Consider the following 23,126-nt stretch of genomic DNA (forward strand, 5'->3'; position numbering starts at 1 on the left):
CACCGACGTGGCGACCAGCCCCAGCTCTAAGCAACAGTCGGGCCTCAGCAAGTACGGCGACCTTAAGGGTCGCCTGATCTTCCTAGCGCTCGCGCTCGTTGTTTACCGCATCGGTGCACATGTGCCGGTGCCAGGTATCGATCCCGATATGCTCAAGCAGCTCTTCGATGAGCAGCAGGGCGGCATTCTCGGGCTGTTCAACATGTTCTCCGGTGGCGCCTTGTCGCGCTTCTCGGTGTTCGCGCTCGGCATCATGCCGTACATCTCTGCATCGATTATCATGCAGATGCTGTCGTACGTGCTGCCTGAGCTTGAAGCATTGCGAAAGGAAGGCGAGTCCGGCCGACGCAAGATCACCCAGTACACGCGCTACGGCACGTTGCTTCTGGGTCTCTTCCAAGGTTTCGGCATTGCCGTCGCTCTCGAAAGCCAGGCTGGTCTGGTGCTTGATCCGGGCTTCATGTTCCGGATCACCACCACGATCTCCTTGCTGACGGGTACGATGTTCCTGATGTGGCTCGGTGAACAGATCACCGAACGCGGTCTTGGGAACGGTATTTCGATCATCATCTTCGCCGGTATTGTTGCTGGCCTCCCGAGCGGTACGTCTGGTCTCTTCCAGCTCGTGTCCACGGGTGCCATCAGCCCGCTGGCGGCCATCTTCGTGATTGCGATCATCCTGGCGGTCACCGCCTTCGTGGTCTTCATCGAACGTGGTCAGCGTCGAATCACCGTCAACTATGCCAAGCGCCAGATCGGCAACAAGATCTACGGCGGCCAGAGCTCGTATCTGCCGCTCAAGATGAACATGTCGGGTGTTATTCCCCCGATCTTTGCTTCGTCTCTGATCCTGTTCCCGGCTACGCTGGCCGGCTGGTTCACCTCCGGCGACTCCACTCGCTGGATCCGTGATCTTGCCGCAGCCCTTTCCCCGGGCCAGCCGCTGTACACGCTTCTGTACGCAGTGCTGATTGTTTTCTTCGCCTATTTCTACACGGCTCTTGTTTTCAATCCGAAGGAAACGGCGGAAAACCTCAAGAAGAGTGGTGCGTTCATTCCGGGCATCCGTCCGGGTGATCAGACCGCCCGCTACATCGACCGAGTGCTTCTGCGCTTGACCTTGGGCGGTGCTGTCTATCTGGTCTTCGTGTGCCTTGTGCCTGAATTCCTGAACCTTCGCTTCAACGTCCCGTTCTACTTCGGCGGCACCTCGCTGCTGATCGTGGTCGTTGTCACGATGGACTTCATGAGTCAGGTCCAGGCTTACCTGATGACCCACCAGTATGAAAGTTTGCTGCGGAAGACCAACTTCCGCGGTTTGGGTCAGCCCAAGCACTGATCAGTCAGTGCGGGTTGACTTACAATCAACCGATGCTCGGCCCCGGTCTTAACCACTGGGGCAAGCATGGAATGATGACCGAGGGCGCGGCCGGAGACGGCCTGCGCCCCCGATTTTCATTAAATTATTGCGGTTGGACAACAAAGAGTGCACTACGCTCGTTTTTGACTTGCAATAAACAGAAAGCTGTAGTATTCTTCTGCGCTTTCCTGCCATGTGGGCATTGTTATCCGTGCTTACGCACGTGGAGATGAGAATGAAGGTTAACGCTTCGGTCAAAAAGATGTGCCGCAAGTGCAAGATCATTAAGCGCAAAGGCGTGGTGCGCGTGATCTGTGCTGACCCGCGTCACAAGCAGCGTCAAGGCTAAAGAGGTAAAAAATGGCTCGTATCGCCGGTATTAACATTCCGCCGCAGCAGCATGCCGAAATCGGTCTCACTGCCATCTATGGCATCGGCCGTTCTCGCGCTCGTGAAATTCTGACGAATTGCGGCATCGAATTTTCCAAGAAGGTCAAGGATCTGACCGACGCTGATCTCGAAAAGATCCGCGAACAGGTTGGCAAGTTTACGGTTGAAGGCGACCTCCGTCGCGAAATTCAGCTCTCGATCAAGCGTTTGATCGACCTTGGCACCTATCGTGGTATGCGTCACCGCAAGGGTCTTCCCTGCCGCGGTCAGCGTACTCGTACGAATGCTCGCACCCGTAAAGGCCCGCGTAAGGCCGGTGTGACGCTCAAGAAGTAATAAAGGACAACTATGGCTGGCAATAATTCCAAGCAGGCTGCTGCGCAGCGTGCTCGTAAGAAGGTCAAGAAGGTTGTGACGGAAGGTATCGCTCACGTGCATGCTTCCTTCAACAACACGATCATCACGATCACTGACCGCCAGGGCAACGCCATTTCGGCGTCTTCCTCCGGCGCTCAGGGCTTCAAGGGTTCCCGTAAGTCCACCCCGTTCGCTGCTCAGGTTGCTGCGGACGTCGCTGGCAAGGCTGCTCTTGAATACGGTCTTAAGAACGTCGAAGTCCGCATTTGGGGCCCCGGTCCCGGCCGCGAATCCTCGATTCGCGCTCTCAATGCGCTCGGCATTCGTGTGACGTCTATTCAGGATGTGACGCCGATCCCGCATAACGGTGTGCGTCCCTCCAAGCGTCGCCGCGTCTAATTTTTCATTTTTCTGTTGAATCCCGTGTCCACATGCATACTGAGGCACGTGGACTGAATGTAGGGATACCTACAGGATAAGAGAGGCAATTTTAAATGGCACGATATCTCGGTCCTAAGCTCAAGCTTTCGCGTCGCGAAGGCATTGATCTTAATTTGAAGAGCGCCCGTCGTTCGTTTGAGTCCAAGGTCAAGGACGCCGGTTCCAAGCCGGGCCAGCACGGTAAGATTTCCGGAGCCCGCACGTCCGACTACGGCGCTCAGATGCGCGAAACGCAGAAGGCCAAGCGTCTTTATGGCGTTCTCGAACGTCAGTTCCGTCGTTACTTCGCGGAAGCTGAACGTATCACCGGCAACACCGGTGAAAACCTTCTCGCCCTTCTTGAATCCCGTCTGGACAACGTGGTTTACCGCATGGGCTTCGGCTCCACGCGCGCTGAAGCCCGCCAGGTGGTTTCTCACGGCGCCATCCTTGTCAACGGCAAGAAGGTGAACATTCCTTCTTACCACGTCAAGCCGGGCGACGTCATCTCCGTGCGCGAAAAGGCCCAGAAGCAGGCTCGTATCGCTGAAGCCCTTGAACTGGCTCAGCAGAACGGCTTCCCGGGCTGGGTTAGCGTCGAACCGAAGAAGTTCGAAGGCACGTTCAAGAACGTTCCTGCTCGCGATGAAATCGCTTACGAAATCAACGAAGCTCTCATCGTCGAACGCTACTCCCGCTAATATCGCTTGAATGTACTTGTGGAGCTCGGTGTAGTGCGCTGTAGCTCCGCAGACACAAGGCAGGAAAAGCAATGGAAAACGCGGTCACGCAAGTGTCCGCGTTTTCTTGCCTGATGGGCCCACGTTTCGGTCCCTCATTTGAAAGCGTCCTTTACTCCAGAGGGCGCTTTCAAATGGTCTACAATGGCCGTGCGGCCGGGCAGCCGCCGCAATTCTGTGCTGCCGCCTTATTCGTCCGCGGGCTTAACGCGCCCGGGGGAATGCAAAGGATCTCAAACTATGGCTAACACCTCGCTTCTGAAGCCGACCTCTGTCGAAGTCGCGCTTTCCGAAAACAATCCGAACCGCGCCGTCATCACGCTCGAACCGTTCGAACGCGGCTACGGCCACACGCTCGGCAATGCGCTCCGCCGCATCCTTCTGAGCTCCATGATCGGCTTTGCGCCGACGGAAGTCCAGATCACGGGCATCGTTCACGAATACTCCCAGATCGACGGCGTTCTCGAAGACGTCGTTGACATCCTTCTCAACCTCAAGGGTGTTGTCTTCAAGCTTGACGGCCGCGACGAAGTCACCGTCATGCTCCGCAAGGACGGCGAAGGCGTTGTGACCGCCGCCGACTTCGATCTTCCCCACGACGTTTCCGTCGTCAATCCCGACCACGTGATCGCCCACCTCTCCGGCGGTCGTCTCGAAATGCAGGTCAAGATTGAAAAGGGCCGCGGCTATCAGCCGGGTGACGTCCGCGCCTTCCGCGATGACTACTCCAAGGCTGCCATCGGCCGCATCATCATGGATGCCTCCTTCTCCCCGATCCTCCGCGTTGCCTATCAGGTTCAGGCCGCCCGCGTGGCCCAGCGCACCGACCTCGACAAGCTCGAGATGACGATCGAGACCAACGGCGCCATCGGTCCCGAAGACGCCCTTCGTGAAGCCGTCCGCATCCTCCAGGATCAGCTCGCCGTGTTCGGCACGATCCATCAGGACACCGGCGCCGACGCTGCTCCTGCCGAGGAAGACGAAGACGTTCCGCCGCCGCTCGATCCGATCCTGCTCCGTCCGGTCGACGATCTCGAGCTCACGGTTCGTTCCGCCAACTGCCTCAAGGCCGAGAACATCTACTACATCGGCGATCTGATCCAGCGCACGGAAAACGAGCTTCTCAAGACGCCGAACCTCGGCCGCAAGTCCCTGAACGAAATCAAGGAAGTGCTCGCCGCCCACGGCCTCACGCTCGGCTCCCGTCTCGAAAACTGGCCGCCCGCCCAGGAACACTAATGGACAGGAAGGGCGTCGTCGCAGTCCGATGAAGGCTCAAAATTTCATCTGATTTCGTTTGACGCCCGATTGTTGCTGTGCAATAATCCCGTCCTGCCGTTTGGCTCACATGGGCGTGATCTCGCGATCACGCCCATCGCTTTCACCCGACCGCTCGAATTTCTCAAGAGATAGAAGACTCGGGGCAAGCCTGCCGGTCAAAGCCGGCATCCTTTCATAGATATTTTTAGGAACATACAAAATGCGTCACCGTCTTGGTCTCCGCAAGCTGAACCGTACCAGCGCCCACCGTCTCGCCATGCTTCGCAACATGATGTGCTCTCTCATCAAGCACGAAGCCATCAAGACGACCCTTCCCAAGGCTAAGGAACTTCGTCGCGTCGTCGAACCGATGATCACCCTCGCCAAGGAACCGACCGTTGCCAACAAGCGCCTCGCCTTCAACCGTCTCCGTGACCGCGAAGTCGTTTGCAAGCTGTTCAACGAAATCGGCCCGCGCTTTGCCAACCGCAACGGCGGCTACACCCGCATCCTCAAGATGGGCTTCCGCGTTGGCGACAACGCCCCGATGGCCTACATGGAACTCACGGAAAAGGCTGTTGCCGTTGAAGAAGTCAAGTCCGAAGAATAATTTCTGAGGCTGCACTGCTTTGACAAAGGCTCGATCGTTGCTGCGGTCGGGCCTTTTTTCTCATTAGGGAGACTGATTTGGACGCTATGCGCATCGACAAGTGGCTCTGGGCCGCCAGGTTCTTCAAGACCCGCACCATCGCACAGGAGGAGGTCGGCCTTGGGCGCGTTCACATCGACGGCCAGCGCATGAAGGCATCCCGCGACGTGCGCGTCGGAGACCGCCTCACGATCCGCCGCGGCGAGGAGACCTTCCATGTCTTTGTCGAAGGACTCTCCAATACTCGCGGGCCTGCCGCAGAGGCTCAGAAGCTCTATCGTGAAACCGAGGAGAGCAAGATGACCCGTGCGCAGATGAAGGAGATGCTGAGGCTTGCCTCCGAGCCCGCCTCCTACATTCGTCAGGGACGACCGACCAAGAAGGATGGCCGCCTGCTGAGGGAATGGCAGCACAAAATGAAGTAAGGGCCTTTCCGGCTCCCAAAGCGACGAAAGCCCGCACTTCGTGCGGGCTTTCGTCATTCAGGAATCCTGACGTGAGGCTCAGTAGTTGTAGCCTTCGCGGATCCAGCGGGCGACGTCAAGGGCGCAGTACGTCAGGATGCCGTCGGCACCCGCGCGCTTGAAGCAGACCATCGTCTCGAAGGTGATCTTCTTTTCGTCGATGGCGCCGGCCTGAGCGGCGAACTTGATCATCGCGTATTCGCCGGAGACGTGGTAGGCGAAGGTCGGAGCCTTGAACTCCTGCTTGACGCGCCAGAGCACGTCGAGATAGGGAACGCCCGGCTTGACCATGACCATGTCGGCGCCTTCGGCGAGGTCGAGGCCCACTTCCCAGAGGGCTTCGTTGCCGTTGGCGGGGTCCTGCTGGTAGACGGCCTTGTTGGACTTGCCGAGGTTGGAGGAGGAACCCACGGCGTCGCGGAACGGACCGTAGTAGGAGCTGGCGTACTTGGCGGAGTAGGCCATTATGCGCGTGTGGATGAGACCTTCATCCTCGAGGCGCTTGCGGATGATGCCGATGCGGCCGTCCATCATGTCGGAGGGCGCAACGACGTCGGCGCCGGCTCGGGCCTGAGCGAGTACCTGCTGGACGAGCATTTCGATCGTCTCGTCGTTCAGGATGTAGCCTTCTTCGTCGATGAGGCCGTCCTGACCGTGCGTGGTGTACGGGTCAAGCGCAACGTCGGTCATCACGCCGAGCTGCGGATAGGCGGCCTTGAGGGCCTTGACGGCGCGCGGGATCAGGCCGTCGGGGTTCGCGGCTTCACGGCCGTCGGGCGTCTTCAGGGCTTCTTCGATGTGCGGGAAGAGCGCGATCATCGGAATGCCGAGTTCCACGCACTCGCCGGCGACCTTGAGGAGTTCGTCGATGCTCAGGCGGTCGACGCCGGGCATGGACGAAACCGGCTCGCGAAGGCCGGTGCCCTCGATCACGAAGACCGGGAGAATCAGATCGTTGGGGGTCACGACGTTTTCGCGCATCAGGCGGCGGGAGAAGTCGTCATGACGCATGCGGCGCATGCGAACGCTGGGATACGCGCCAAGAGTCTGCATTTGGTGTTCCTACGAATAAAAAGACGGCTTCGGAGGTGCCGAAGCCTTTCTGAAGCATTGCCCTTACTTTATTCCTTCGGGCTTTCCTGAGCATTAAGGCCAAGCCAGCCCTCAAGCACGGCGCCGAGTTCCTCGGTGCCTTCCTTCTTCATGCCCGAGAAGAGCTGGACCGTGACGTGGGGGCCGATCTCGGCGGCGCGCTTCTGCGCGTTGCGAAGCGTCGTGCGCCTCTCCTGATTCTTGAGCTGGTCGGCCTTGTTGAGCAGCCAGTGCATGCGCACGTTGGGGCGGCCCGCCATGAATTCGATGAGCCACTCGTCGGTGGGCATGAAGGGACGGCGGGCGTCCATCACGATGACGAGACCGACCATGTTCGGGCGCTGCGCGATGTAGCCGCCCACGAGTTGCGACCAGGTCTTGCGGGTGTCTTCGCTCGCCTTGGCAAAGCCGTAGCCCGGAAGGTCGACGAGGCAGCCGACGTCCTCGCGCACGCCCGCCTCGTTCTTCTTCGACAGGGCGAAGAAGTTGATGAGTTGGGTGCGGCCCGGCGTCTTGCTCGCGAAGGCGAGGCGGGTCTTGCGCGTCAGCACGTTGATGGTGGTCGACTTACCGGCGTTGGAGCGGCCGGCAAAGGCGATTTCAGGCACGGCTTCGGGCGGCAGGCCCGAGAGCTTGGCGGCGGAGATGACAAAACGAGCGGTGTCGAAGATGCTCAAGGTAACCTCGTCGGTGAAAAGTCTTGGAGTGCCGTCATTGTACTGCGCAGGGCACGAAAAGACCCCCGAATCTGGCAAGAATCGGGGGCCTGCGTCAGGAGGGACGGCGCGGATTACGGCGCCTTGCCGAAGACCTCGTTGAGCTGCATGGACACCCGGACGAAGGTCGTGCGCATGGTGAGCTCCTTGAGGCGGCGCGCGCCCACGTAGGTGCAGGCGCTCCTCACACCGCCGAGGATGTCCTGGATGGTGCTTTCGACGGGACCGCGGGCGGGAATGAGGACGGCCTTGCCCTCGGCCGCGCGGTACTTGGCCACGCCGCCCGCGTACTTGTCCATGGCGTTGCGAGAGCTCATGCCGTAGAAGCGCTTGAAGACCCCGTCTTCAGTCGTGACGACGTCGCCTGCGGCCTCGTCATGGCCCGCAAGCATGCCGCCGAGCATCACGAAGTCGGCACCGCCGCCGAAGGCCTTGGCGATGTCGCCCGGCACCGTGCAGCCGCCGTCGGCGCAGATGCGGCCGCCGAGACCGTGAGCCGCATCGGCGCACTCGATGATCGCGGAGAGCTGAGGATAGCCCACGCCGGTCATCTTGCGGGTCGTGCAGACGGAGCCCGGGCCGATGCCCACCTTGACGATGTCGGCGCCAGCAAGAAGAAGCTCTTCAGTCATGTCGCCCGTGACGACGTTGCCCGCCATCAGCACGATGTCGGGATAGGTTTCGCGAACCTTCTTCACGAAGGCGACGAACGCCTCCGTGTAGCCGTTGGCGACGTCGATGCAGACATAGCGGATCGCGCCGGGAGCGGCAGCCATCACCTCGCGGAACTTCTGCCAGTCGTGCTCGCCGATGCCGAGCGAATAGAAGGCGTCGGACTTGTTCTCAAGCTTCTGGAAAAAGTCGACATATTCCTTGGCCGTGTAGTGCTTGTGAAGAGCGGTGGACATTTTGTGCCTGCCGAGGGCGGACGCCATCTCGAAGGTGCCGGTCGTGTCCATGTTGGCGGCGATGATGGGGATGCCGTGGTAGGGCTCGGAAGAGTGCAGGAACTTGAATTCACGGGTGATGTCCACTTCGCTGCGGCTCGTGAGCGTCGAGCGCTTCGGGCGGATGAGGACGTCCTTGAAGTCGAGTTTGACGGAATTCTCAAGATGCATGGCTGACTCCTTCTGTCTGGGCGTTCGGGCATGGCCCTGTCTGCAGACACAAAAAAACGCCGCATCTCGGGAGTGTCTCCGAGATCCGGCGTTTACCCATTTTACGGGGTTGCTTTGAAAAACCGCAAGTCAGTCGAAAGTAGTAGCCCCGTCAGGCGTCTCAAAGTTCGAGCAGAACTTCGCCGCTCACCATTTCGTCGAACGTGTCGGGAGTGCGCAGCGGGAGGACGCGCTCTCCGTCGATCATGACCTCCATGGGAAGCATGCGGCTGTTGTAGCGGCTGGCCATGCTTGCGCCGTAGGCGCCCGCATCGCACACGGCGATCCAGTCACCCTCCCTGACGGCGAGCTCGCGGGCGCGGCCGAGGAAGTCGGACGATTCGCACACGGGGCCGACGACGTCCATGACAAGCGGCGCGGCGTCATGTCGTTCGACGACGGGGACGATGTCCATCCAGGCGGAGTAGAGGGCCGGACGGATGAGGTCGGTCATGGCACCGTCGACGATGCAGAAGTTTCGCGTCTCGCTCTGCTTGATGTATTCGACCTGAGTGAGCATGAGACCTGCATCGCCCACGATCGAGCGGCCGGGCTCGACCATGAGGACCGCGTCGCCGAAGCCGCGCTCCTCCATCATGCGGCGCACGGGGCGCAGCAGGGTCTGCGGCGTGGGAGGCTGGTCCTCGGGACGGTACTGGATGCCGAGGCCGCCGCCCATGTCGAGGTGATGGAGCACGAGACCCTTGTCGCGGAGTGCGGACATCGTGTCAAGCAGTCGGTGCACGGAGTCGAGGTAGGGCTGGATTTCGGTGATCTGGCTGCCGATGTGCGCATCGATGCCCTTGACTTCAATGCCGGGCATGTTGGCGGCGCGCAGGTAGATGTCCTCCACGTCCGCGATGGCGATGCCGAACTTGTTGTTCTTGAGGCCCGTGGAAATGTAGGGGTGCGTCTTCGGATCAACGTCGGGATTGCAGCGGATCGAGATGGGTGCGCGCACGCCGAGCTCGGTCGCAATGCGGTTGATCCGCTCGAGTTCGGGCTCGCTCTCGACGTTGAAGCAGCCGATGCCCGCCTTGAGCGCGAAGGTGATCTCGCGGGCGGTCTTGCCGACGCCGGAGTAGACGATCTTCTCGGGGCGGAAGCCGGCGCGAAGCGCGCGGGCGATTTCGCCGCCGCTCACGGTGTCGACGCCGGCGCCGAGGCGCGCGAGCACCTGAAGAACGCCGGCCGTCGAGTTGGCCTTCATGGCATAGCAGATGGCATGCGGGACGTCGGCGAGCGCCTCTTCGTAGGCGAGGTAGTTGCGCTCGATGCGAGCGCGGGAATAGACGTAGGTGGTCTGCTCGAGTCGGCGGGAGAGTTCGAGCAGGGAGACGCCTTCGCAGAAGAGGACGCCGTCCTCCCTGTGAAAGCAGGGCCTGTGGTTGTTTTCAGACATCTTGAGGGAAAAGTGCAGGGGCGGTTCGTATGCTAAAGTCCGGAAATCAACGGCCGGACTGCTGGCTCGTCGTCTGTTCGGCGTGCGGGCGGTCGGGCATGTAGAGGTCACCCTTCAGGCCGCAGCCCGAGAGGCCTGCGCACAGGGTGGCGATGATGCTCATGAGCATGGCGGTTCTCAACATAGGAAGTCCTTGCAATGGATAAAGATACTGAATTTTTGACAATGGCCGAAGCCGAAATGGCGTCCCTTGAAAACTGGCTCGAAGAGGCCGGGGATGATTTCGACTGCAGCCGCAGCGGCAACGTGCTGACGATTGAGCTCGACAGCGGCGAGCAGGTCGTCGTCAACATTCAGACGCCGATGCATGAAATCTGGTGCGCCTCGCGCTTCGGAGGCCACCACTTCTCATGGCGTGAAGGCGCATGGCGCGACAGCCGCACGGACCGCACGCTCGAGGACATGATCGCCGAGGCGCTCCGCAAGCTGGGCGGCCGCATCTGATCTGAAGAGTGTAGCGGACATTTCCGTACTCCATATAAGGAAAAGAGACCAGAAGACATGAGTTCTTCGGTCTCTTTTCGTTTTTTCAGGGCTGTCGTCAGAAGATCTGGTCGCGCACGAGCTCGCTCGCCTCGTCCCTGCCTGACATCAGGAGGTCCGAGAAGGCGCCTGCGGCACCCTTGACGGGATCCCTGTAGAAGACCTCGCCGTCGCGCTCGACGACGCTCGAGGGCATGACGCGCGTGTATTCGGGCACGCCCTTGAGCTCGGCCTTCATGAAGTCGATCCAGACGGGCAGCGCCAGACCGCCGCCCGTTTCGCGGGCGCCGAGCGGCTTGGGATTGTCGTAGCCCATCCAGGAGACGGCGACGAGGCCCCCCGCATAGCCGCAGAACCAGGCGTCATGACTGTTGTTCGTCGTGCCGGTCTTGCCGCCGATGTCGCCGCGCTTGAGCATGCGGCTCGCGCGTGCGGCGGTGCCTCGGGTGGCGACGCCGTGCAGCAGGCTCTGCATGATGTAGGCGTTCCTGTCGTCGATGGCGCGGATGGATTCGTCGCCGGCGGTGCGGTTCGTCGTGCGCATGAGCGTGCGGCCGTCAACGTCGGTGACGCGTTCGATCAAATAGGGCTGAACTCGGTAGCCGCCGTTGGCGAAGACCGTGTAGCCGCCGAGCATTTGCCAGGGCGTGACGCTGCCCGCGCCGAGTGCCATCGGCAGATTGGCGGGGTGCTTGTCGGGCTGGAAGCCGAACTTGCGGACGAACTCCTGCGCGTACTCGGGGCCGATGGCCTGCATCACGCGGATCGAGACGAGGTTCTTCGACTTCTCAAGACCTATGCGGAGCGGCATCGGACCGTCGAAGCGGCCTTCATAGTTCTTCGGCTCCCAGAGCTTGTTGCCCGTGAGCCTCGGATCGATGCTGATCGGGGCGTCGTTGATGATCGTGGTCGTCGAGAAGCCCTTGTCGAGTGCGGCCGAGTAGATGAAGGGCTTGAAGGACGAACCCGGCTGACGCCAGGCCTGCGTCACGTGGTTGAACATGTTGAGGTTGAAGTCGAAGCCGCCCACGAGCGCGCGCACGGCACCCGTGTTGAAGTCGCCGGCAACGAACGCGGCCTCGACGCGCGGCACCTGGGCGAGCGTCCAGTGCTTGCCGTTGGCGGAGCGCATCACGCGGATGACGGCGCCGGGCTTGAGCGCGCTGTCCTGATACTGCTTGGAGACCTTTCCGAGATGACGGCGGCCGAACTTCAGGCTTTCGGCGTCGAGCGTCACGATCTCGTTGGCCGACAGGGCGGCCTTGATGACCTTGGGATCGGCTTCGGTGACGACGGCGGCGACCATGAAGGGAGAGGCGGTCGTCTTGGCGATCGCGGCGCGGATGTTCTCGGCGTGCTTGTCGGCGGGGCCGAGGTCGATGTAGGACTCGGGACCGCGGTAGCCGTACTTGCGGTCATACGAGATGAGCTGGCGTCGGACGGCGTCGACGGCCGTCTTCTGGGCGCCCATGTCGATCGTCGTGTAGACGTTGAGGCCGCGCGAGTAGGTCTCCTCCTTGAACACGTCGTAGACGAGCATGCGGGCAAGCTCGGCCGCGTACTTGGCGGTGACGAACTCCTCGCTCATGTTGGAGGTCACGATTTCCTGCTGCGTGGCGACGCGGCGGGGCTGCATCGGCTGGGCCTTCTCGGTCTCATAGGTGAGTTCGTCGATGTAGCCGAGATCGCGCATGCGTCCGAGCACGTAGTTCTTGCGCATGGTGGCGCGCGTCGGATTGACGATCGGGTTGTAGGCCGAAGGCGCGACGGGAAGACCCGCGAGCGTGGCGGCCTCGCCGATCGAGATCTGGTCGAGCGAGCGGCCGAAGTAGGTTCGTGCGGCGCTCTGGAAGCCGTAGGCGCGCTGACCCAGATAGATCTGGTTCATGTAGATCTCGAGGATCTGGTCCTTCGTAAGCGTTTTCTCGATCTTGAAGGACATCGCGATCTCGTAGAGCTTGCGGGTGTAGGTGCGCTCGGACGAGAGGAAGAAGTTGCGGGCAACCTGCTGCGTGATGGTCGAGCCGCCCTGGCCGCGGCGGCCGGTCAGCACGTTGGAGAGTGCGGCGCGGATGATGCCGGTGATCTCGATGCCGGGGTGTTCGTAGAAGCCGTCGTCCTCGGCGGCGAGAATGGCGTGCTTGACGTGGTCGGGCACTTCGGAGAGGCGCACGAAGTCGCGGCGCTCCTCCCCGAACTCGCCGATGAGCTTGCCGTCGGCGCTCCAGACGCGAAGCGGCACGCGCGGACGATAGTCGGCAAGCGTGTCGATCGGGGGGAGCTGCCTGTAGATGAAGGCGAAGACGAAGACGGCGAGCAGAACGCCGGAGGCGATGCCTGCAGCCGCAATGCCGAAGAGCCAGGCCAGAACCGAACCCGCGCGCGGGGATTTGCGCGCAGGCTTCTTTCTGGCGGCGGTAGTTCGTTTGGTCTGGGTCACGTGGATGTGTTGTCGTGAATGTGTGGGGCCGAAAGAGAAACACGGCCGTCATGCGCGGCCGTGTCGGCTGAATGTAACGATTCTAATCGAGAAGGCGGCGGGGCGGCGGTCACGGAGGGCATTGAACCGTTCAGGGAGCAGGGTCTTTTGTATGGAAATGCAAGGTGCGGGGAGGCAGGAGTCGCTGCGGTTTTTGAACGCAGGCAGTCTTCCCGTCCGCATTTGTTGTGTAGTTTCTTCGCGACATGGTCCCTCCGTCAGACCGTAGTCGGGCCGGTTTTCGGGCGATAATGTACAAATTTGGGGAAACGCCTCTGGGAATAATAAAATGCAGGAATCCGTTTTCAGCATGCCCGTCGTTGTCGGAGAGTCGTCCATCGATCTGCTCGGACACGTCAACAATCGCGAGTACATGCGCTGGATGGAGGCGGCGGCCACCGCGCACGCAGCCTCCCTCGGTTGGAGCTTCGATGCCCTTCGGTCGGCCGGCCGTGTGTGGGTCGTCAGGCAGCACTGGATCGAATACCTGCGCTCCGCGCGTCTGGGCGACGAACTTGTCGTTGCGACCTGGGTGGAGAGCGTCAGGCGCCTGTCGTCCCTGAGGCGCTATGCAGTGCTTCGCAACGGCGAGCTTCTGACCGTCGGCGCCACTGAATGGGTGCTCGTGGACTACGAAAGGCGCACGCCCGTGCAGATCCCCGAGGAGATGCGCGCGTCGTTCAGGCTCGTTGCGCCCGACGCGGAGGTTCTCAGGGACATGGGTATCCGGCGGATGGTCCGCTTTGCGCCGAGTCCCGGACTCGCCGCGGCGTCCAAATGAGGAATTATGGAATATACCGTCAAAATTGAAGATGTCACATTCGGCTATGGCGATCGCCTGATCCTGCAGAACGTGTCCATGAAGTTCGGCGCCGGCAAGGTCGTCGCGATCATGGGGGGGTCGGGCATGGGCAAGACGACGCTGCTCAAGCTGATCGGCGGCCTGCTGACGCCTCAGGGCGGCAGGGTCGAGGTGACGGGCGAAACGCTCGATCCCTCGAACCAGAAGCGCCTCTACCGCATCCGCCGCCGCATGGGCATGCTCTTCCAGTTCGGTGCGCTCTTCACCGACCTTTCGGTCTTCGACAACGTTGCCTTCCCGATGCGCGAGCAGACGGATCTCGACGAGGAGACCATTCGGGATCTGGTGCTCATGAAGCTCAATGCCGTGGGCCTGAGGGGCGCCGCGCACCTGATGCCCTCCGAGATCTCGGGCGGCATGGCGCGCCGCGTTGCGCTCGCACGTGCGATTGCGCTCGACCCCGCGCTCATCATGTACGACGAGCCGTTCGCGGGCCTTGATCCGATTTCGCTCGGCGTCACCGCCAACCTGATCCGCAAGCTCAACGATGCGCTGCACTCCACGTCTGTCATCGTGACCCACGACGTCGTCGAAACGTTCGAGATCGCCGACTACGTCTACATGATCAATGCGGGCCGCGTGGCGGCCGAGGGCTCTCCCGAGGAGCTGTGCCGTTCCGAGGAGCCGTTCGTCAAGCAGTTCATCAATGCGCTTCCCGACGGTCCCGTCCGCTTCCACTACCCGGCCAACAGCATCGAGGCCTGCTTCGGAGGAGAGGAAAGATGAGAAAGCTCCTCACGGCAATCGGCCGCTTCGTGGTCGGACTCTTCTGCAGGGTCGGCCGATTCGGGATCTTCTCTTGGACGCTTCTGATGCGGCTGGGCGGCGCAAGGCTCAGCCACGTCGTTCAGCAGATCCACTTCATCGGCAACTACTCGCTTCTCATCATTGCGGTTTCGGGCCTCTTCGTGGGCTTCGTGCTCGGCCTTCAGGGCTACTACGTGCTCGTCACCTACGGCAGCGAGCAGGCGCTCGGCACCATGGTCGCGCTCTCCCTTGTGCGAGAGCTCGGCCCCGCCGTGACGGCGCTGCTCTTCGCGGGCCGGGCGGGCACTGCGCTCACCGCTGAAATCGGCCTCATGCGCGCGGGCGAGCAGCTCGCGGCCATGGAGATGATGGGCGTCGACCCGGTCCGCCGCGTCCTCGCCCCCCGATTCATCGGCGCCTTCGTGGCGATGCCCGTGCTGGCAACGATCTTCTCGGCCGTGGGCATCATGGGCGCCTGGTTTGTGGGCGTGGAGATGATCGGCACCGACGGCGGCGCGTTCTGGAGCCAGATGCAGAGCGCAGTCGACGTCTGGCACGACATCGGCAACGGCTTCATCAAGAGCGTGGTCTTCGGCGTTGCCGTCGCGCTCGTCGCACTTTTCAACGGGTATGCCGCCCGTCCGACACCGGAAGGCGTCTCCAGAGCCACGACGAGCACCGTGGTGGTGGCTTCGCTTCTCGTGCTCGGCCTTGACTTCATCATGACGGCGTGGATGTTTACGACCGTGTAAGCGAATGGGGAATTTTTAAAATGGACAAGAATCGCACACTCGAGTTTTACGTCGGGATCTTCGTGTTCCTCGGCTTTGCTGCCATGCTGTTCATGGCACTGCAGGCGGCCAACCTCGGCAGCTTCACGGGCAGCGGCAAGACGATCAGCGTCACGGCCGCCTTCGACAACATCGGCGGCCTCAAGGCCCGCGCCGCAGTGAAGTCTGCGGGCGTCGTGGTGGGCCGCGTGCAGTCCGTCGTTTTCGATCCCGAGTCCTTCCAGGCGAAGGTCACGATGGATCTCGACGCCGCCTATCCCTTCCCGGCCGACTCCTCGGCCAAGATCCTGACTTCGGGTCTTCTCGGCGAACAGTACGTCGGCCTTGAGGCCGGCGCCGACGAGGAGAACCTGAAGAACGGCGATGAAATCCGCCGCACCCAGAGTGCGGTCGTACTCGAAACCCTGATCAGCCAGTTCCTCTACAACACGGCGGAAAAGACCGGAAAGGAATGAAGCACGGGGTCACAAAAATGAAAAACACGAAAATCCTCATTCTTACTCTCAGTGCCTTATCGTTGGGACTGTCGGGCTGCGCGAACGTGCCCCCCGATGCCGGACAGAATCCCGAGGACCCGTACGAGGCATTCAACCGCAACATGCACGCGTTCAACGTGATGGTCGACGATGCGGCGCTCAAGCCCGTCACGAAGGGCTATCGCTGGGTGACGCCGCAGTTCGTCCAGGACGGCGTCTCCAACGCGATCGACAACCTCGGCGAAGTGAACAACACGCTCAACAACGTGCTGCAGGGCAAGGTGGATCAGGGCATCACGTCCGCGTTCCGCTTCATGCTCAATTCCACGATCGGCGTGTTCGGTCTCTTCGACGTGGCGACCTGGGTCGGCATGGAAAGGGCTCCCGAAGACTTCGGCCAGACGCTCGGCGTCTGGGGCGTGCCTGAGGGCCCGTATTTCGAGCTGCCGCTTCTCGGTCCCTCGGGCGGACGCGACATCTTCAAGTGGCCCGTGCAGACCGCCACCAATCCCATCACCTATCTGACGTGGGACGAGTGGGAGTGGAGCACGGCGTATGCGGTCGTCGACGCGGTCGACACCCGCTCCCGCATGATGGACGCAGGTCTTGACGACATGCGCGCCAACGTGGTCGACGAGTACGTTGCGATCCGCGACGCCTACCGTCAGTCGCGCCGCATGGCCGTTGCCGACGGACAGATCGACGAGGATGCCCAGCTCAACAGTCTGACGCCCTTGAGTTTTGACGACGAGGAGGCCGAGGACGACGCCGGCAAGCCGGCTGAAACGGACAAGGACAAGGAAAAGTAATCATGCAGAGACGTACTTTGGTTCTCGGCGGCGCCTGCGGCCTCGCGCTTGCGGCCATGCCCGCCCTTGCGGCCGAGGCCGTCGATCCCTTCGAGTGGATCGTCGCCCTCAACAACAGCATTCTTGACGAGATCCGCGCGGATCCCAAGCTGCACTCGGGTGATCAGACGGCGCTTCAGGCGCTCGTCGACCGTCGCGTCATGGCGGCCGCGGACTTTGCGATGATGACGCGCATGACGATCGGCCCGAAGTGGCGAAAGGCCACGAAGGAAGAACGCCAACGCCTGATGGACGGCTTCGAGAAGCTGCTCATCCGCGTCTACTCCGGCGCCCTCAAGACCGTGACGGACCACAAGTGCGAACTCCGTCCGACCCGCAACAGGACGATCAAGGACGAGATGGTCATCCGCACCATCCTCAAGTCGACGGGCAATCCTGACATCGGCATCGACTTCCGCATCTACCGCGACAAGGCGGGCGAGTGGAAGATCGTCGACGTCAACGTCGAGGGCATCTGGATGGTCGAGAACTACCGCTCGCAGTTCGCCTCCACCCTCAACACCGAAGGAATTCCCGGTCTGATCAAGCTCCTCGAGGAGAAGGCCGACGGTCTGGTCGATGCCAATGCCCACAAGGTGCAGTAAGCCATGAAGTTCGGAACTGAGAGCATTACCTTCCGCGAGGCTAAGAAGGCCAAGGACGACATTGCCATCGCCGTGCGAAACGGCGACTTCGTGCTCGACTTCGAGGGCGTGCATCGCATCGACAGCACGGTTCTCGCGCTCTCGCTACACATGTTGCGCGAGGCGAAGAAGGCGGGGAGCACGCTCCGCATTCTGTCGGCGCCGAGGGGCTTTGCGGATCTGGTGAAGCTCTACGGGCTTGAGACGCTTCTCATGCCGGCCCTTGAAGAGGTGTGACGGCGGTGCAGGCGGACTGAATGGACGGCGCGGGTTTGAACCCGCGCCTTTTCTTGGGCGCGGAGTCCCTCCCGTCGCCTCCGATACAATTGAAGCCGCAAGCGGATTCTCCGCCGACGCCTGCCCGATTGTGGTAGCGTTCAAAGATCGGGTCCGCGCAGCGAATGAAGACAAACACCCCTACAGACCAAAGAAATTCCAAAATCATGCAACAGCTCAGAATCAACGGAGGCAACCGCCTCGTGGGCGAAGTCCGCGCGTCCGGCGCCAAGAACGCCGCACTTCCCATCCTTGCGGCGGCGCTGCTCACGGCGGATGATCTGGTGCTTCACAACGTGCCGGACCTGGCCGACGTGCGCACGATGCTCAAGCTCCTCGAGGGCATGGGCGTCAAGGTGACGCGGTCGGGCACGGACGTGACGCTCAATGCAGGCAACGTGACGAGCACGAAGGCTCCGTACGAGCTCGTGAAGACGATGCGCGCCTCCGTGCTGACGCTCTGCCCGCTTGCCGCGCGCTTCGGAAGCGCCGAGGTGAGCCTGCCTGGCGGCTGCGCCATCGGCGCCCGCCCCGTGGACCAGCACATCCGCGGCCTGCGCCAGCTTGGCGCGACTGTGGACATCGACCACGGATATGTTCGTGCGACGGCGCAGCGCCTCAAGGGCGCGCACATCGTGACCGACATGGTCACGGTGACCGGCACGGAGAATCTGGTGATGGCCGCCGTGCTCGCCGAGGGCGAGACGGTGATCGAAAATGCCGCCCGCGAGCCCGAGGTGGTCGATCTGTGCGACTGCCTCAACGCCATGGGAGCGCACATCACCGGCGCGGGCACGCCTGTGATTAGCATCGAGGGCGTCGAGCGCCTGCACGGCGCCGAGCACACGGTCATCGCCGACCGCATTGAAGCCGGATCCTTCCTCGTCGCAGGCGTGGTGACGCAGGGCGACGTGCTGGTGACCCACTGCCAGCCCTCCCAAATGGAGGTGGTGCTCGACAAGCTCCGCGCCACGGGCGCCGTGCTCGACATCGGCGCCGACTGGGTGCGCGTGCGCATGACGGGCCGTCCGAAGCCCGTTTCCATCCGCACGGTGCCGCATCCCGGCTTTCCCACCGACATGCAGGCGCAGTTCATGACGCTCAACTGCTTTGCCGAAGGGACCGCCAACATCACTGAGACTATCTTCGAGAACCGCTTCATGCACGTACCGGAGCTCTGCCGCATGGGCGCCCACATCACGATCGAAGGCCATACGGCCATCGTTGAGGGCGTTGCGCAGCTCACGGGCACGACGATCATGGCGACCGATCTGCGCGCCTCCGCCTCGCTCGTCATTGCGGCGCTCGCGGCTCAGGGCTCGAGTACAGTGGACAGGATCTACCATCTGGACCGCGGCTATGAACGCATGGAGGAGAAGCTCCGCGCGCTCGGCGCCGACATTGTCCGCATTGATGTCTGAACTTGAAATAAAGACCTGACTCATAAGGAGTTTGAGATGAACTGGATTGATGAAGTTAACTTCAACGAAGAGGGCCTCGTGCCCGTCATCGTTCAGGACGTGAAGACCAGCCGCGTTCTGATGCTCGGCTGGGCCAACAGGGAGGCGCTCGAGTCGACCGTCGCCACCGGTCGCGGCGTCTACTTCTCGCGCTCCAGAGGACAGATCTGGTGCAAGGGCGAGTCGTCCGGCAACCATCAGGTCGTGGTGGGCATGCAGCTCGCCACGGATGGCCAGTCCGTCATCTACCGCGTGGACCCGCAGGGCGGCGTCGCGTCCCATACGGGACATGCGAGCTGCTACTGGCGCGAACTCGTGCCGGGCGGCTGGCGCGAGTGCGAGCCTGTCGTGCGCGCGCCCGAGGACATGTACGAAAAATGACATCCTCCCGGGTGGAAATACTTGAATTTGTAAAGATGCGGGGAAATCCCCCGTTTGCGTCGAAACCTATACCGAAGTAGGTGGCGTGGATGGGTAATTCCCTCCATAATTCAAGCGCTTTGTCTGGCAATGGTAAGCTACGTGTAACCCAGGCCAGTAAAATGCTATGACAGGGTGCGAAATGAGCGCGATCCCGTCTTTTGCCCGGGAACGGCTCTCTTCTTCCAGAGGTTTACATGCAGCTTGACGATTGCTTGTTCTGCCGCATCGCCCGTGGCGAAATTCCGGCAGCCAAAGTTTATGAAGATGATGAAGTACTGGCCTTCAAGGACATCCATCCGAAGGCTCCCGTGCACTTCCTGATCATTCCCAAGAAGCACATTCAGTCTCTGGCTCACGCCGAGCCGGAGGACAACGCTCTTTTGGGTAAAATGCTTGGGTTGACTCGAAAGTTGGCCATGCAGGAAGGTGCCGTCAACGGTTTCCGCGTCATCATCAACACTGGCCGTGACGGCGGTCAGGAAGTCGATCACTTACACATTCATGTTCTGGGCGGTCCTCAGCCTTGGACGAAATAAGGAGTAAAAAATGGGTTCCCTTTCTGTTTGGCACTGGCTGATCGTTCTCGTCATCGTCGTGCTGGTTTTCGGTACCGGTAAGCTCAAGAACATGGGCAAGGACCTTGGCGGCGCCATCAAGGGCTTCAAGGAAGGCATGAAGGAAGGCGACGACGACAAGTCCGACGCGAAGAAGGAAATCGCCCAGGACAAGAACACGGTCGACGTCGAAGCCAAGGATAAGACCAACGCTTCTTGATCCGCACGGCCCTGACGGGCCATGTGGCTTGCCGCACTGACGGCGTGTCTGTCAGTGCTGGCGCTTAAGCTAACGGCCGCGGCAGTCTCAGGGGCTGACCGCGGCTCTTTAGTGAAAGACAGGAATAATCATGTTTGACTTTGGTTTCAGTGAGATGCTGGTGATCGGTGTGATCGCCCTCGTGGTCCTCGGACCAGAGCGTCTCCCCGTGGTCGCACGCACAGCCGGCGAATGGGTCGGAAAGGCCCAGCGCTTTGTCGCCCAGGTGAAGTCGGACATCGACCGCGAAACGGAGCTCTCCGAACTTAAACGCATTCAGGACGAGGCCAAGGCTCTTGCCGACGACGTCAAGTCGACGGTCGAGAAGTCGGCCGCCCAGATTGAAAGCGACGTCAAGTCTGCCGCCGGCGAAGCCAAGGCCGTCGCCGAAAAGACCCAGGACAACCTCAAGGAAATTGAGGAGACTGCGTCCGGCCAGACTACCGTGATGTCCAACGACGAGATCTCGGACTTCTACGGCTGGGGCGACAATTCGGACGGTCCGGCCGCCGAACCCATGTACAAGTGGGAGGAGCCCAAGACCTTCACGAAGCGCTATCATGCGGGTCCGTCGGTTGACGAGCTTGCGCAGGAAATCGCCAAGCTTCGCCGCGAACTCGGTCTTCGCGAAGCCCAGATGGGCGGCAGCAACCGTCGTCTGGCTTCCCGTGCGCGCACGAACCGTCCGCGCATCTACCGATAAAGAACAATCATGGCTGAAAACAACAAACTACTTGAGGCGCCGGACGATCCCGCGAACGAGCAGCCGCTCGTCAGCCACCTGATCGAATTGCGCAACCGCACGGTCAAGGCGTCGATTGCTGTTCTGGTCATCTTCGCCTGCCTCTCGCCCTTCATGAAGCAGATCTTCGACTTCCTGAGCCAGCCGCTCATGGTCGCCCTGCCTCAGGGCGTGAAGCTTCTGGCCACGGGCGTGGTGGCGCCGTTCATGGTGCCGCTCAAGGTGACGCTCTTCGTGGCGTTCCTCATCGCGCTGCCGTACGTGCTCTATCAGCTGTGGGCGTATGTGGCGCCGGCGCTCTACAGGCGCGAGAAGCGCCTCGCGCTTCCGATTCTGGTCTCCTCGATCGTGATGTTCGCCGTGGGCATGGCCTACTGCTACTTCATCGTGTTCCGCATGGTGTTCCAGTTCATCGCAGGCTTCTCGCCCGACAGCGTGAACTTCGCGCCTGACATCGACTCCTACTTCAGCTTTGTGCTGACGATGTTCGTCGCCTTCGGTCTCACGTTTGAAGTGCCGATCGTCGTGATGGTGCTCAATCACGTCGGGCTCGCCAGCTACGAAAAGCTCGTGAAGGCCCGTCCCTTCGTGATCGTCGGCGCCTTCGTGATCGCCGCCATCTTCACGCCGCCCGACGTGCTCTCGCAGCTGCTTCTCGCTCTTCCGCTCGTGATCCTCTTCCAGGCCGGCATCTGGCTCGTGAAGTTCTTCGGAAAGTCGCAGGACGAGATCGACGGCATGCCCAAGGATGATGAGGACGAGGAGTAAGCTTCCGGCTCATGCATGAAAAAAAGCGCATTCCCAGAGGGATGCGCTTTTTTCTTTGGGCCTTGGATTCGTCAGATCGTGTTGATCGCGGCGGGGCCTGCCTTTTCGCGTTCGCGCGCGTTCTTCGGACGGGCGGTTGGCGTCACGGTCAGCGTGAGGGTCTGCGCGCCTCGCACCACCGTCAGCTCGGCGGGTTCGCCCGGCTTGAGGCGGGCGATGAGCTGCTGGAGGCGGTTGACGCCGAGGATCTCCTCGCCGTTGAGGCTCTTTACGATGTCGAATGCACGAAGGCCCGCCCTGCCTGCGGGGCTCTTGCCGAGCACGTGACTCACCATCACGCCTCGGGTGACGGTGAGACCGAGGTCCATGGCGAATTCACGCGAGAGCTGGCGGGGCACGAAGCCAAGATAGCCGCGTTCAACGGTTTTGCCCTCCATGAGGCTCGGAAGCACGCGGCTGATGATCGAGCTCGGAATCGCAAAACCGATGCCGATGAAGCCGTCCGACTGCTCGGGCGAAAAGATGGCCGTGTTGATGCCGATGAGCTCGCCCTCGGTGTTGACGAGCGCGCCGCCCGAATTGCCCTGGTTGATGGCGGCGTCCGTCTGGATGAAGTCCTCATAGCTGTTGAGGCCGAGCCCGTGGCGCCCAAGGGCCGAAATGATGCCCGAGGTGACCGTCTGGCCGACGTCGAAGGGGTTCCCGATGGCAAGCACGGACTGGCCGACCTTGAGCTTCGAGGTGTCGCCGAGACCGATGAAGGGCAGGCCGCTCTCGCCGGAAATCTTGATGAGGGCAAGGTCGGTTTCGGGGTCGCTGCCTACCAGCACGGCTTCAGCCTGTCCGCTGTCGGGCAGGCCGACATAGAGTCCCTGGATCGAAGCGACGACGTGGTAGTTCGTGAGCACGAAGCCGTCGGACGAGACGAGGACGCCGCTGCCGAGCGTGTTGAAGTCCTCTTCAGGAAGGCTGTTCCAGTTGGTGCCGATCTGCTCGGCACGCTTTCCCGGGGTGGCATGCCGTGCAAAAATAGTGACGACGGCGGGAGCCGCACGTTCGACGGCGCTGCTGAAGTCGGGAATGTGCACGGCCTCCTGTGCAGGCGCGAACGGACGCCAGTCCGTGACGGTGATCAGACCGACCGCAATGCCCGCCGACACGGTGACGGCTTGTGCAAAAATGAGCCACAGCTTGCGGATCATCGAACGGAACCTCCGAGCGGAAGGCTCAGGAACAGCAAATGGGAG

The 23,126-nt window shown here is 61.4% G+C and carries 29 protein-coding genes; 22 read left to right on the plus strand and 7 right to left on the minus strand.

Annotated features, from left to right (window positions below):
* Positions 1-7 precede the first annotated feature (7 nt).
* The 8 genes from secY (at position 8) to HMPREF3036_RS00695 (ending at position 5,601) form a co-directional block, all read left to right on the plus strand.
* On the plus strand, positions 8-1,339 hold the full coding sequence (gene secY, locus HMPREF3036_RS00655; RefSeq protein ID WP_005434292.1) for a preprotein translocase subunit SecY: 1,332 nt from the start codon (positions 8-10) through the stop codon (positions 1,337-1,339).
* A 256-nt stretch (positions 1,340-1,595) separates the two neighbouring features.
* Complete coding sequence (gene rpmJ / locus HMPREF3036_RS00660; RefSeq protein WP_038006473.1) at positions 1,596-1,709, plus strand: 50S ribosomal protein L36; 114 nt, start codon at positions 1,596-1,598, stop codon at positions 1,707-1,709.
* A gap of 11 nt (positions 1,710-1,720) precedes the next feature.
* Positions 1,721-2,086 carry a 30S ribosomal protein S13 gene (gene rpsM / locus HMPREF3036_RS00665; RefSeq protein WP_005434299.1) on the plus strand — a complete coding sequence of 122 codons (366 nt, stop codon included), beginning with the start codon at positions 1,721-1,723 and terminating at the stop codon, positions 2,084-2,086.
* 12 nt (positions 2,087-2,098) lie between these two features.
* Positions 2,099-2,506, plus strand: a complete 408-nt coding sequence (rpsK, locus tag HMPREF3036_RS00670; RefSeq protein WP_005434300.1) for a 30S ribosomal protein S11 — start codon at positions 2,099-2,101, stop codon at positions 2,504-2,506.
* 95 nt (positions 2,507-2,601) lie between these two features.
* A complete protein-coding gene (gene rpsD, locus HMPREF3036_RS00675; RefSeq protein ID WP_005434301.1) occupies positions 2,602-3,228 on the plus strand; it encodes a 30S ribosomal protein S4 in 627 nt (208 codons plus the stop codon).
* A 279-nt stretch (positions 3,229-3,507) separates the two neighbouring features.
* Entirely contained in the window at positions 3,508-4,506 is a 999-nt protein-coding gene (rpoA, locus tag HMPREF3036_RS00685) for a DNA-directed RNA polymerase subunit alpha (RefSeq protein WP_062330783.1), read from the plus strand.
* 241 nt (positions 4,507-4,747) lie between these two features.
* Positions 4,748-5,137 carry a 50S ribosomal protein L17 gene (gene rplQ, locus HMPREF3036_RS00690; protein WP_005434304.1) on the plus strand — a complete coding sequence of 130 codons (390 nt, stop codon included), beginning with the start codon at positions 4,748-4,750 and terminating at the stop codon, positions 5,135-5,137.
* Between the two features lie 86 nt (positions 5,138-5,223).
* Positions 5,224-5,601, plus strand: a complete 378-nt coding sequence (locus tag HMPREF3036_RS00695; RefSeq protein ID WP_005434309.1) for an RNA-binding S4 domain-containing protein — start codon at positions 5,224-5,226, stop codon at positions 5,599-5,601.
* 78 nt (positions 5,602-5,679) lie between these two features.
* On the opposite strand, the gene hemB is transcribed toward HMPREF3036_RS00695, so the two are convergent.
* The 5 genes from hemB to HMPREF3036_RS11435 form a co-directional block, all read right to left on the minus strand.
* Positions 5,680-6,693, minus strand: a complete 1,014-nt coding sequence (gene hemB / locus HMPREF3036_RS00700; RefSeq protein WP_005434311.1) for a porphobilinogen synthase — start codon at positions 6,691-6,693, stop codon at positions 5,680-5,682.
* Positions 6,694-6,761: 68 nt separating this feature from the next.
* Complete coding sequence (yihA, locus tag HMPREF3036_RS00705) at positions 6,762-7,409, minus strand: ribosome biogenesis GTP-binding protein YihA/YsxC (RefSeq protein ID WP_005434313.1); 648 nt, start codon at positions 7,407-7,409, stop codon at positions 6,762-6,764.
* A gap of 113 nt (positions 7,410-7,522) precedes the next feature.
* Positions 7,523-8,566, minus strand: a complete 1,044-nt coding sequence (locus HMPREF3036_RS00710) for a GMP reductase (protein ID WP_062330786.1) — start codon at positions 8,564-8,566, stop codon at positions 7,523-7,525.
* 160 nt (positions 8,567-8,726) lie between these two features.
* Complete coding sequence (gene lysA, locus HMPREF3036_RS00715; protein ID WP_062330789.1) at positions 8,727-10,007, minus strand: diaminopimelate decarboxylase; 1,281 nt, start codon at positions 10,005-10,007, stop codon at positions 8,727-8,729.
* A gap of 46 nt (positions 10,008-10,053) precedes the next feature.
* Positions 10,054-10,191, minus strand: coding sequence for an LPS translocon maturation chaperone LptM (locus tag HMPREF3036_RS11435; RefSeq protein ID WP_005434319.1), 138 nt, complete (start codon positions 10,189-10,191; stop codon positions 10,054-10,056).
* Positions 10,192-10,205: 14 nt separating this feature from the next.
* Here HMPREF3036_RS11435 and cyaY point away from each other — a divergent pair, with 14 nt between their 5' ends.
* The gene (cyaY, locus tag HMPREF3036_RS00720) at positions 10,206-10,511 is read left to right on the plus strand and encodes an iron donor protein CyaY (protein WP_005434321.1); all 306 of its coding nucleotides are present in this window, start codon (positions 10,206-10,208) and stop codon (positions 10,509-10,511) included.
* Positions 10,512-10,608: 97 nt separating this feature from the next.
* Here the strand turns inward: cyaY and HMPREF3036_RS00725 are convergent, their stop codons facing one another.
* Complete coding sequence (locus HMPREF3036_RS00725; RefSeq protein WP_062330792.1) at positions 10,609-12,990, minus strand: penicillin-binding protein 1A; 2,382 nt, start codon at positions 12,988-12,990, stop codon at positions 10,609-10,611.
* 328 nt (positions 12,991-13,318) lie between these two features.
* Here HMPREF3036_RS00725 and HMPREF3036_RS00730 point away from each other — a divergent pair, with 328 nt between their 5' ends.
* The 13 genes from HMPREF3036_RS00730 to tatC all read left to right on the plus strand — a co-directional run bounded on the left by HMPREF3036_RS00730 (position 13,319) and on the right by tatC (position 21,879).
* Positions 13,319-13,810: an acyl-CoA thioesterase gene (locus HMPREF3036_RS00730; protein WP_005434325.1), complete on the plus strand. Its 492-nt coding sequence runs from the start codon at positions 13,319-13,321 to the stop codon at positions 13,808-13,810.
* Between the two features lie 6 nt (positions 13,811-13,816).
* Complete coding sequence (locus tag HMPREF3036_RS00735; protein WP_005434327.1) at positions 13,817-14,617, plus strand: ABC transporter ATP-binding protein; 801 nt, start codon at positions 13,817-13,819, stop codon at positions 14,615-14,617.
* Positions 14,614-15,390, plus strand: coding sequence for a lipid asymmetry maintenance ABC transporter permease subunit MlaE (gene mlaE / locus HMPREF3036_RS00740; RefSeq protein WP_005434329.1), 777 nt, complete (start codon positions 14,614-14,616; stop codon positions 15,388-15,390). The genes HMPREF3036_RS00735 and mlaE overlap by 4 nt, the downstream gene beginning before the upstream one ends.
* A 20-nt stretch (positions 15,391-15,410) precedes the next feature.
* The gene (gene mlaD / locus HMPREF3036_RS00745; protein ID WP_005434331.1) at positions 15,411-15,884 is read left to right on the plus strand and encodes an outer membrane lipid asymmetry maintenance protein MlaD; all 474 of its coding nucleotides are present in this window, start codon (positions 15,411-15,413) and stop codon (positions 15,882-15,884) included.
* Between the two features lie 17 nt (positions 15,885-15,901).
* The gene (locus HMPREF3036_RS00750; protein ID WP_038006365.1) at positions 15,902-16,714 is read left to right on the plus strand and encodes an MlaA family lipoprotein; all 813 of its coding nucleotides are present in this window, start codon (positions 15,902-15,904) and stop codon (positions 16,712-16,714) included.
* A gap of 2 nt (positions 16,715-16,716) precedes the next feature.
* Positions 16,717-17,358, plus strand: coding sequence for an MlaC/ttg2D family ABC transporter substrate-binding protein (locus HMPREF3036_RS00755; RefSeq protein WP_005434334.1), 642 nt, complete (start codon positions 16,717-16,719; stop codon positions 17,356-17,358).
* A gap of 3 nt (positions 17,359-17,361) precedes the next feature.
* Entirely contained in the window at positions 17,362-17,634 is a 273-nt protein-coding gene (locus HMPREF3036_RS00760; protein WP_005434336.1) for an STAS domain-containing protein, read from the plus strand.
* A gap of 206 nt (positions 17,635-17,840) precedes the next feature.
* Positions 17,841-19,094: a UDP-N-acetylglucosamine 1-carboxyvinyltransferase gene (gene murA, locus HMPREF3036_RS00765; protein ID WP_005434338.1), complete on the plus strand. Its 1,254-nt coding sequence runs from the start codon at positions 17,841-17,843 to the stop codon at positions 19,092-19,094.
* Between the two features lie 15 nt (positions 19,095-19,109).
* Positions 19,110-19,514: a phosphoribosyl-AMP cyclohydrolase gene (gene hisI, locus HMPREF3036_RS00770; protein WP_255358786.1), complete on the plus strand. Its 405-nt coding sequence runs from the start codon at positions 19,110-19,112 to the stop codon at positions 19,512-19,514.
* Positions 19,515-19,750: 236 nt separating this feature from the next.
* On the plus strand, positions 19,751-20,092 hold the full coding sequence (locus tag HMPREF3036_RS00775) for a histidine triad nucleotide-binding protein (protein ID WP_005434342.1): 342 nt from the start codon (positions 19,751-19,753) through the stop codon (positions 20,090-20,092).
* 10 nt (positions 20,093-20,102) lie between these two features.
* Positions 20,103-20,330, plus strand: coding sequence for a Sec-independent protein translocase subunit TatA (gene tatA / locus HMPREF3036_RS00780; RefSeq protein ID WP_005434343.1), 228 nt, complete (start codon positions 20,103-20,105; stop codon positions 20,328-20,330).
* A gap of 130 nt (positions 20,331-20,460) precedes the next feature.
* Positions 20,461-21,072 (plus strand): Sec-independent protein translocase protein TatB, encoded by a 612-nt coding sequence (gene tatB, locus HMPREF3036_RS00785; protein ID WP_005434344.1) that lies wholly within the window; start codon positions 20,461-20,463, stop codon positions 21,070-21,072.
* Positions 21,073-21,081: 9 nt separating this feature from the next.
* On the plus strand, positions 21,082-21,879 hold the full coding sequence (gene tatC / locus HMPREF3036_RS00790) for a twin-arginine translocase subunit TatC (protein WP_005434345.1): 798 nt from the start codon (positions 21,082-21,084) through the stop codon (positions 21,877-21,879).
* Between the two features lie 71 nt (positions 21,880-21,950).
* Here tatC and HMPREF3036_RS00795 read toward each other — a convergent pair whose 3' ends face one another.
* A complete protein-coding gene (locus HMPREF3036_RS00795) occupies positions 21,951-23,081 on the minus strand; it encodes a S1C family serine protease (RefSeq protein WP_005434346.1) in 1,131 nt (376 codons plus the stop codon).
* Positions 23,082-23,126: the final 45 nt, after the last annotated feature.

It is taken from the genome of Sutterella sp. KLE1602, assembly GCF_001578585.1.
Classification (GTDB): domain Bacteria; phylum Pseudomonadota; class Gammaproteobacteria; order Burkholderiales; family Burkholderiaceae_F; genus Sutterella; species Sutterella wadsworthensis_A.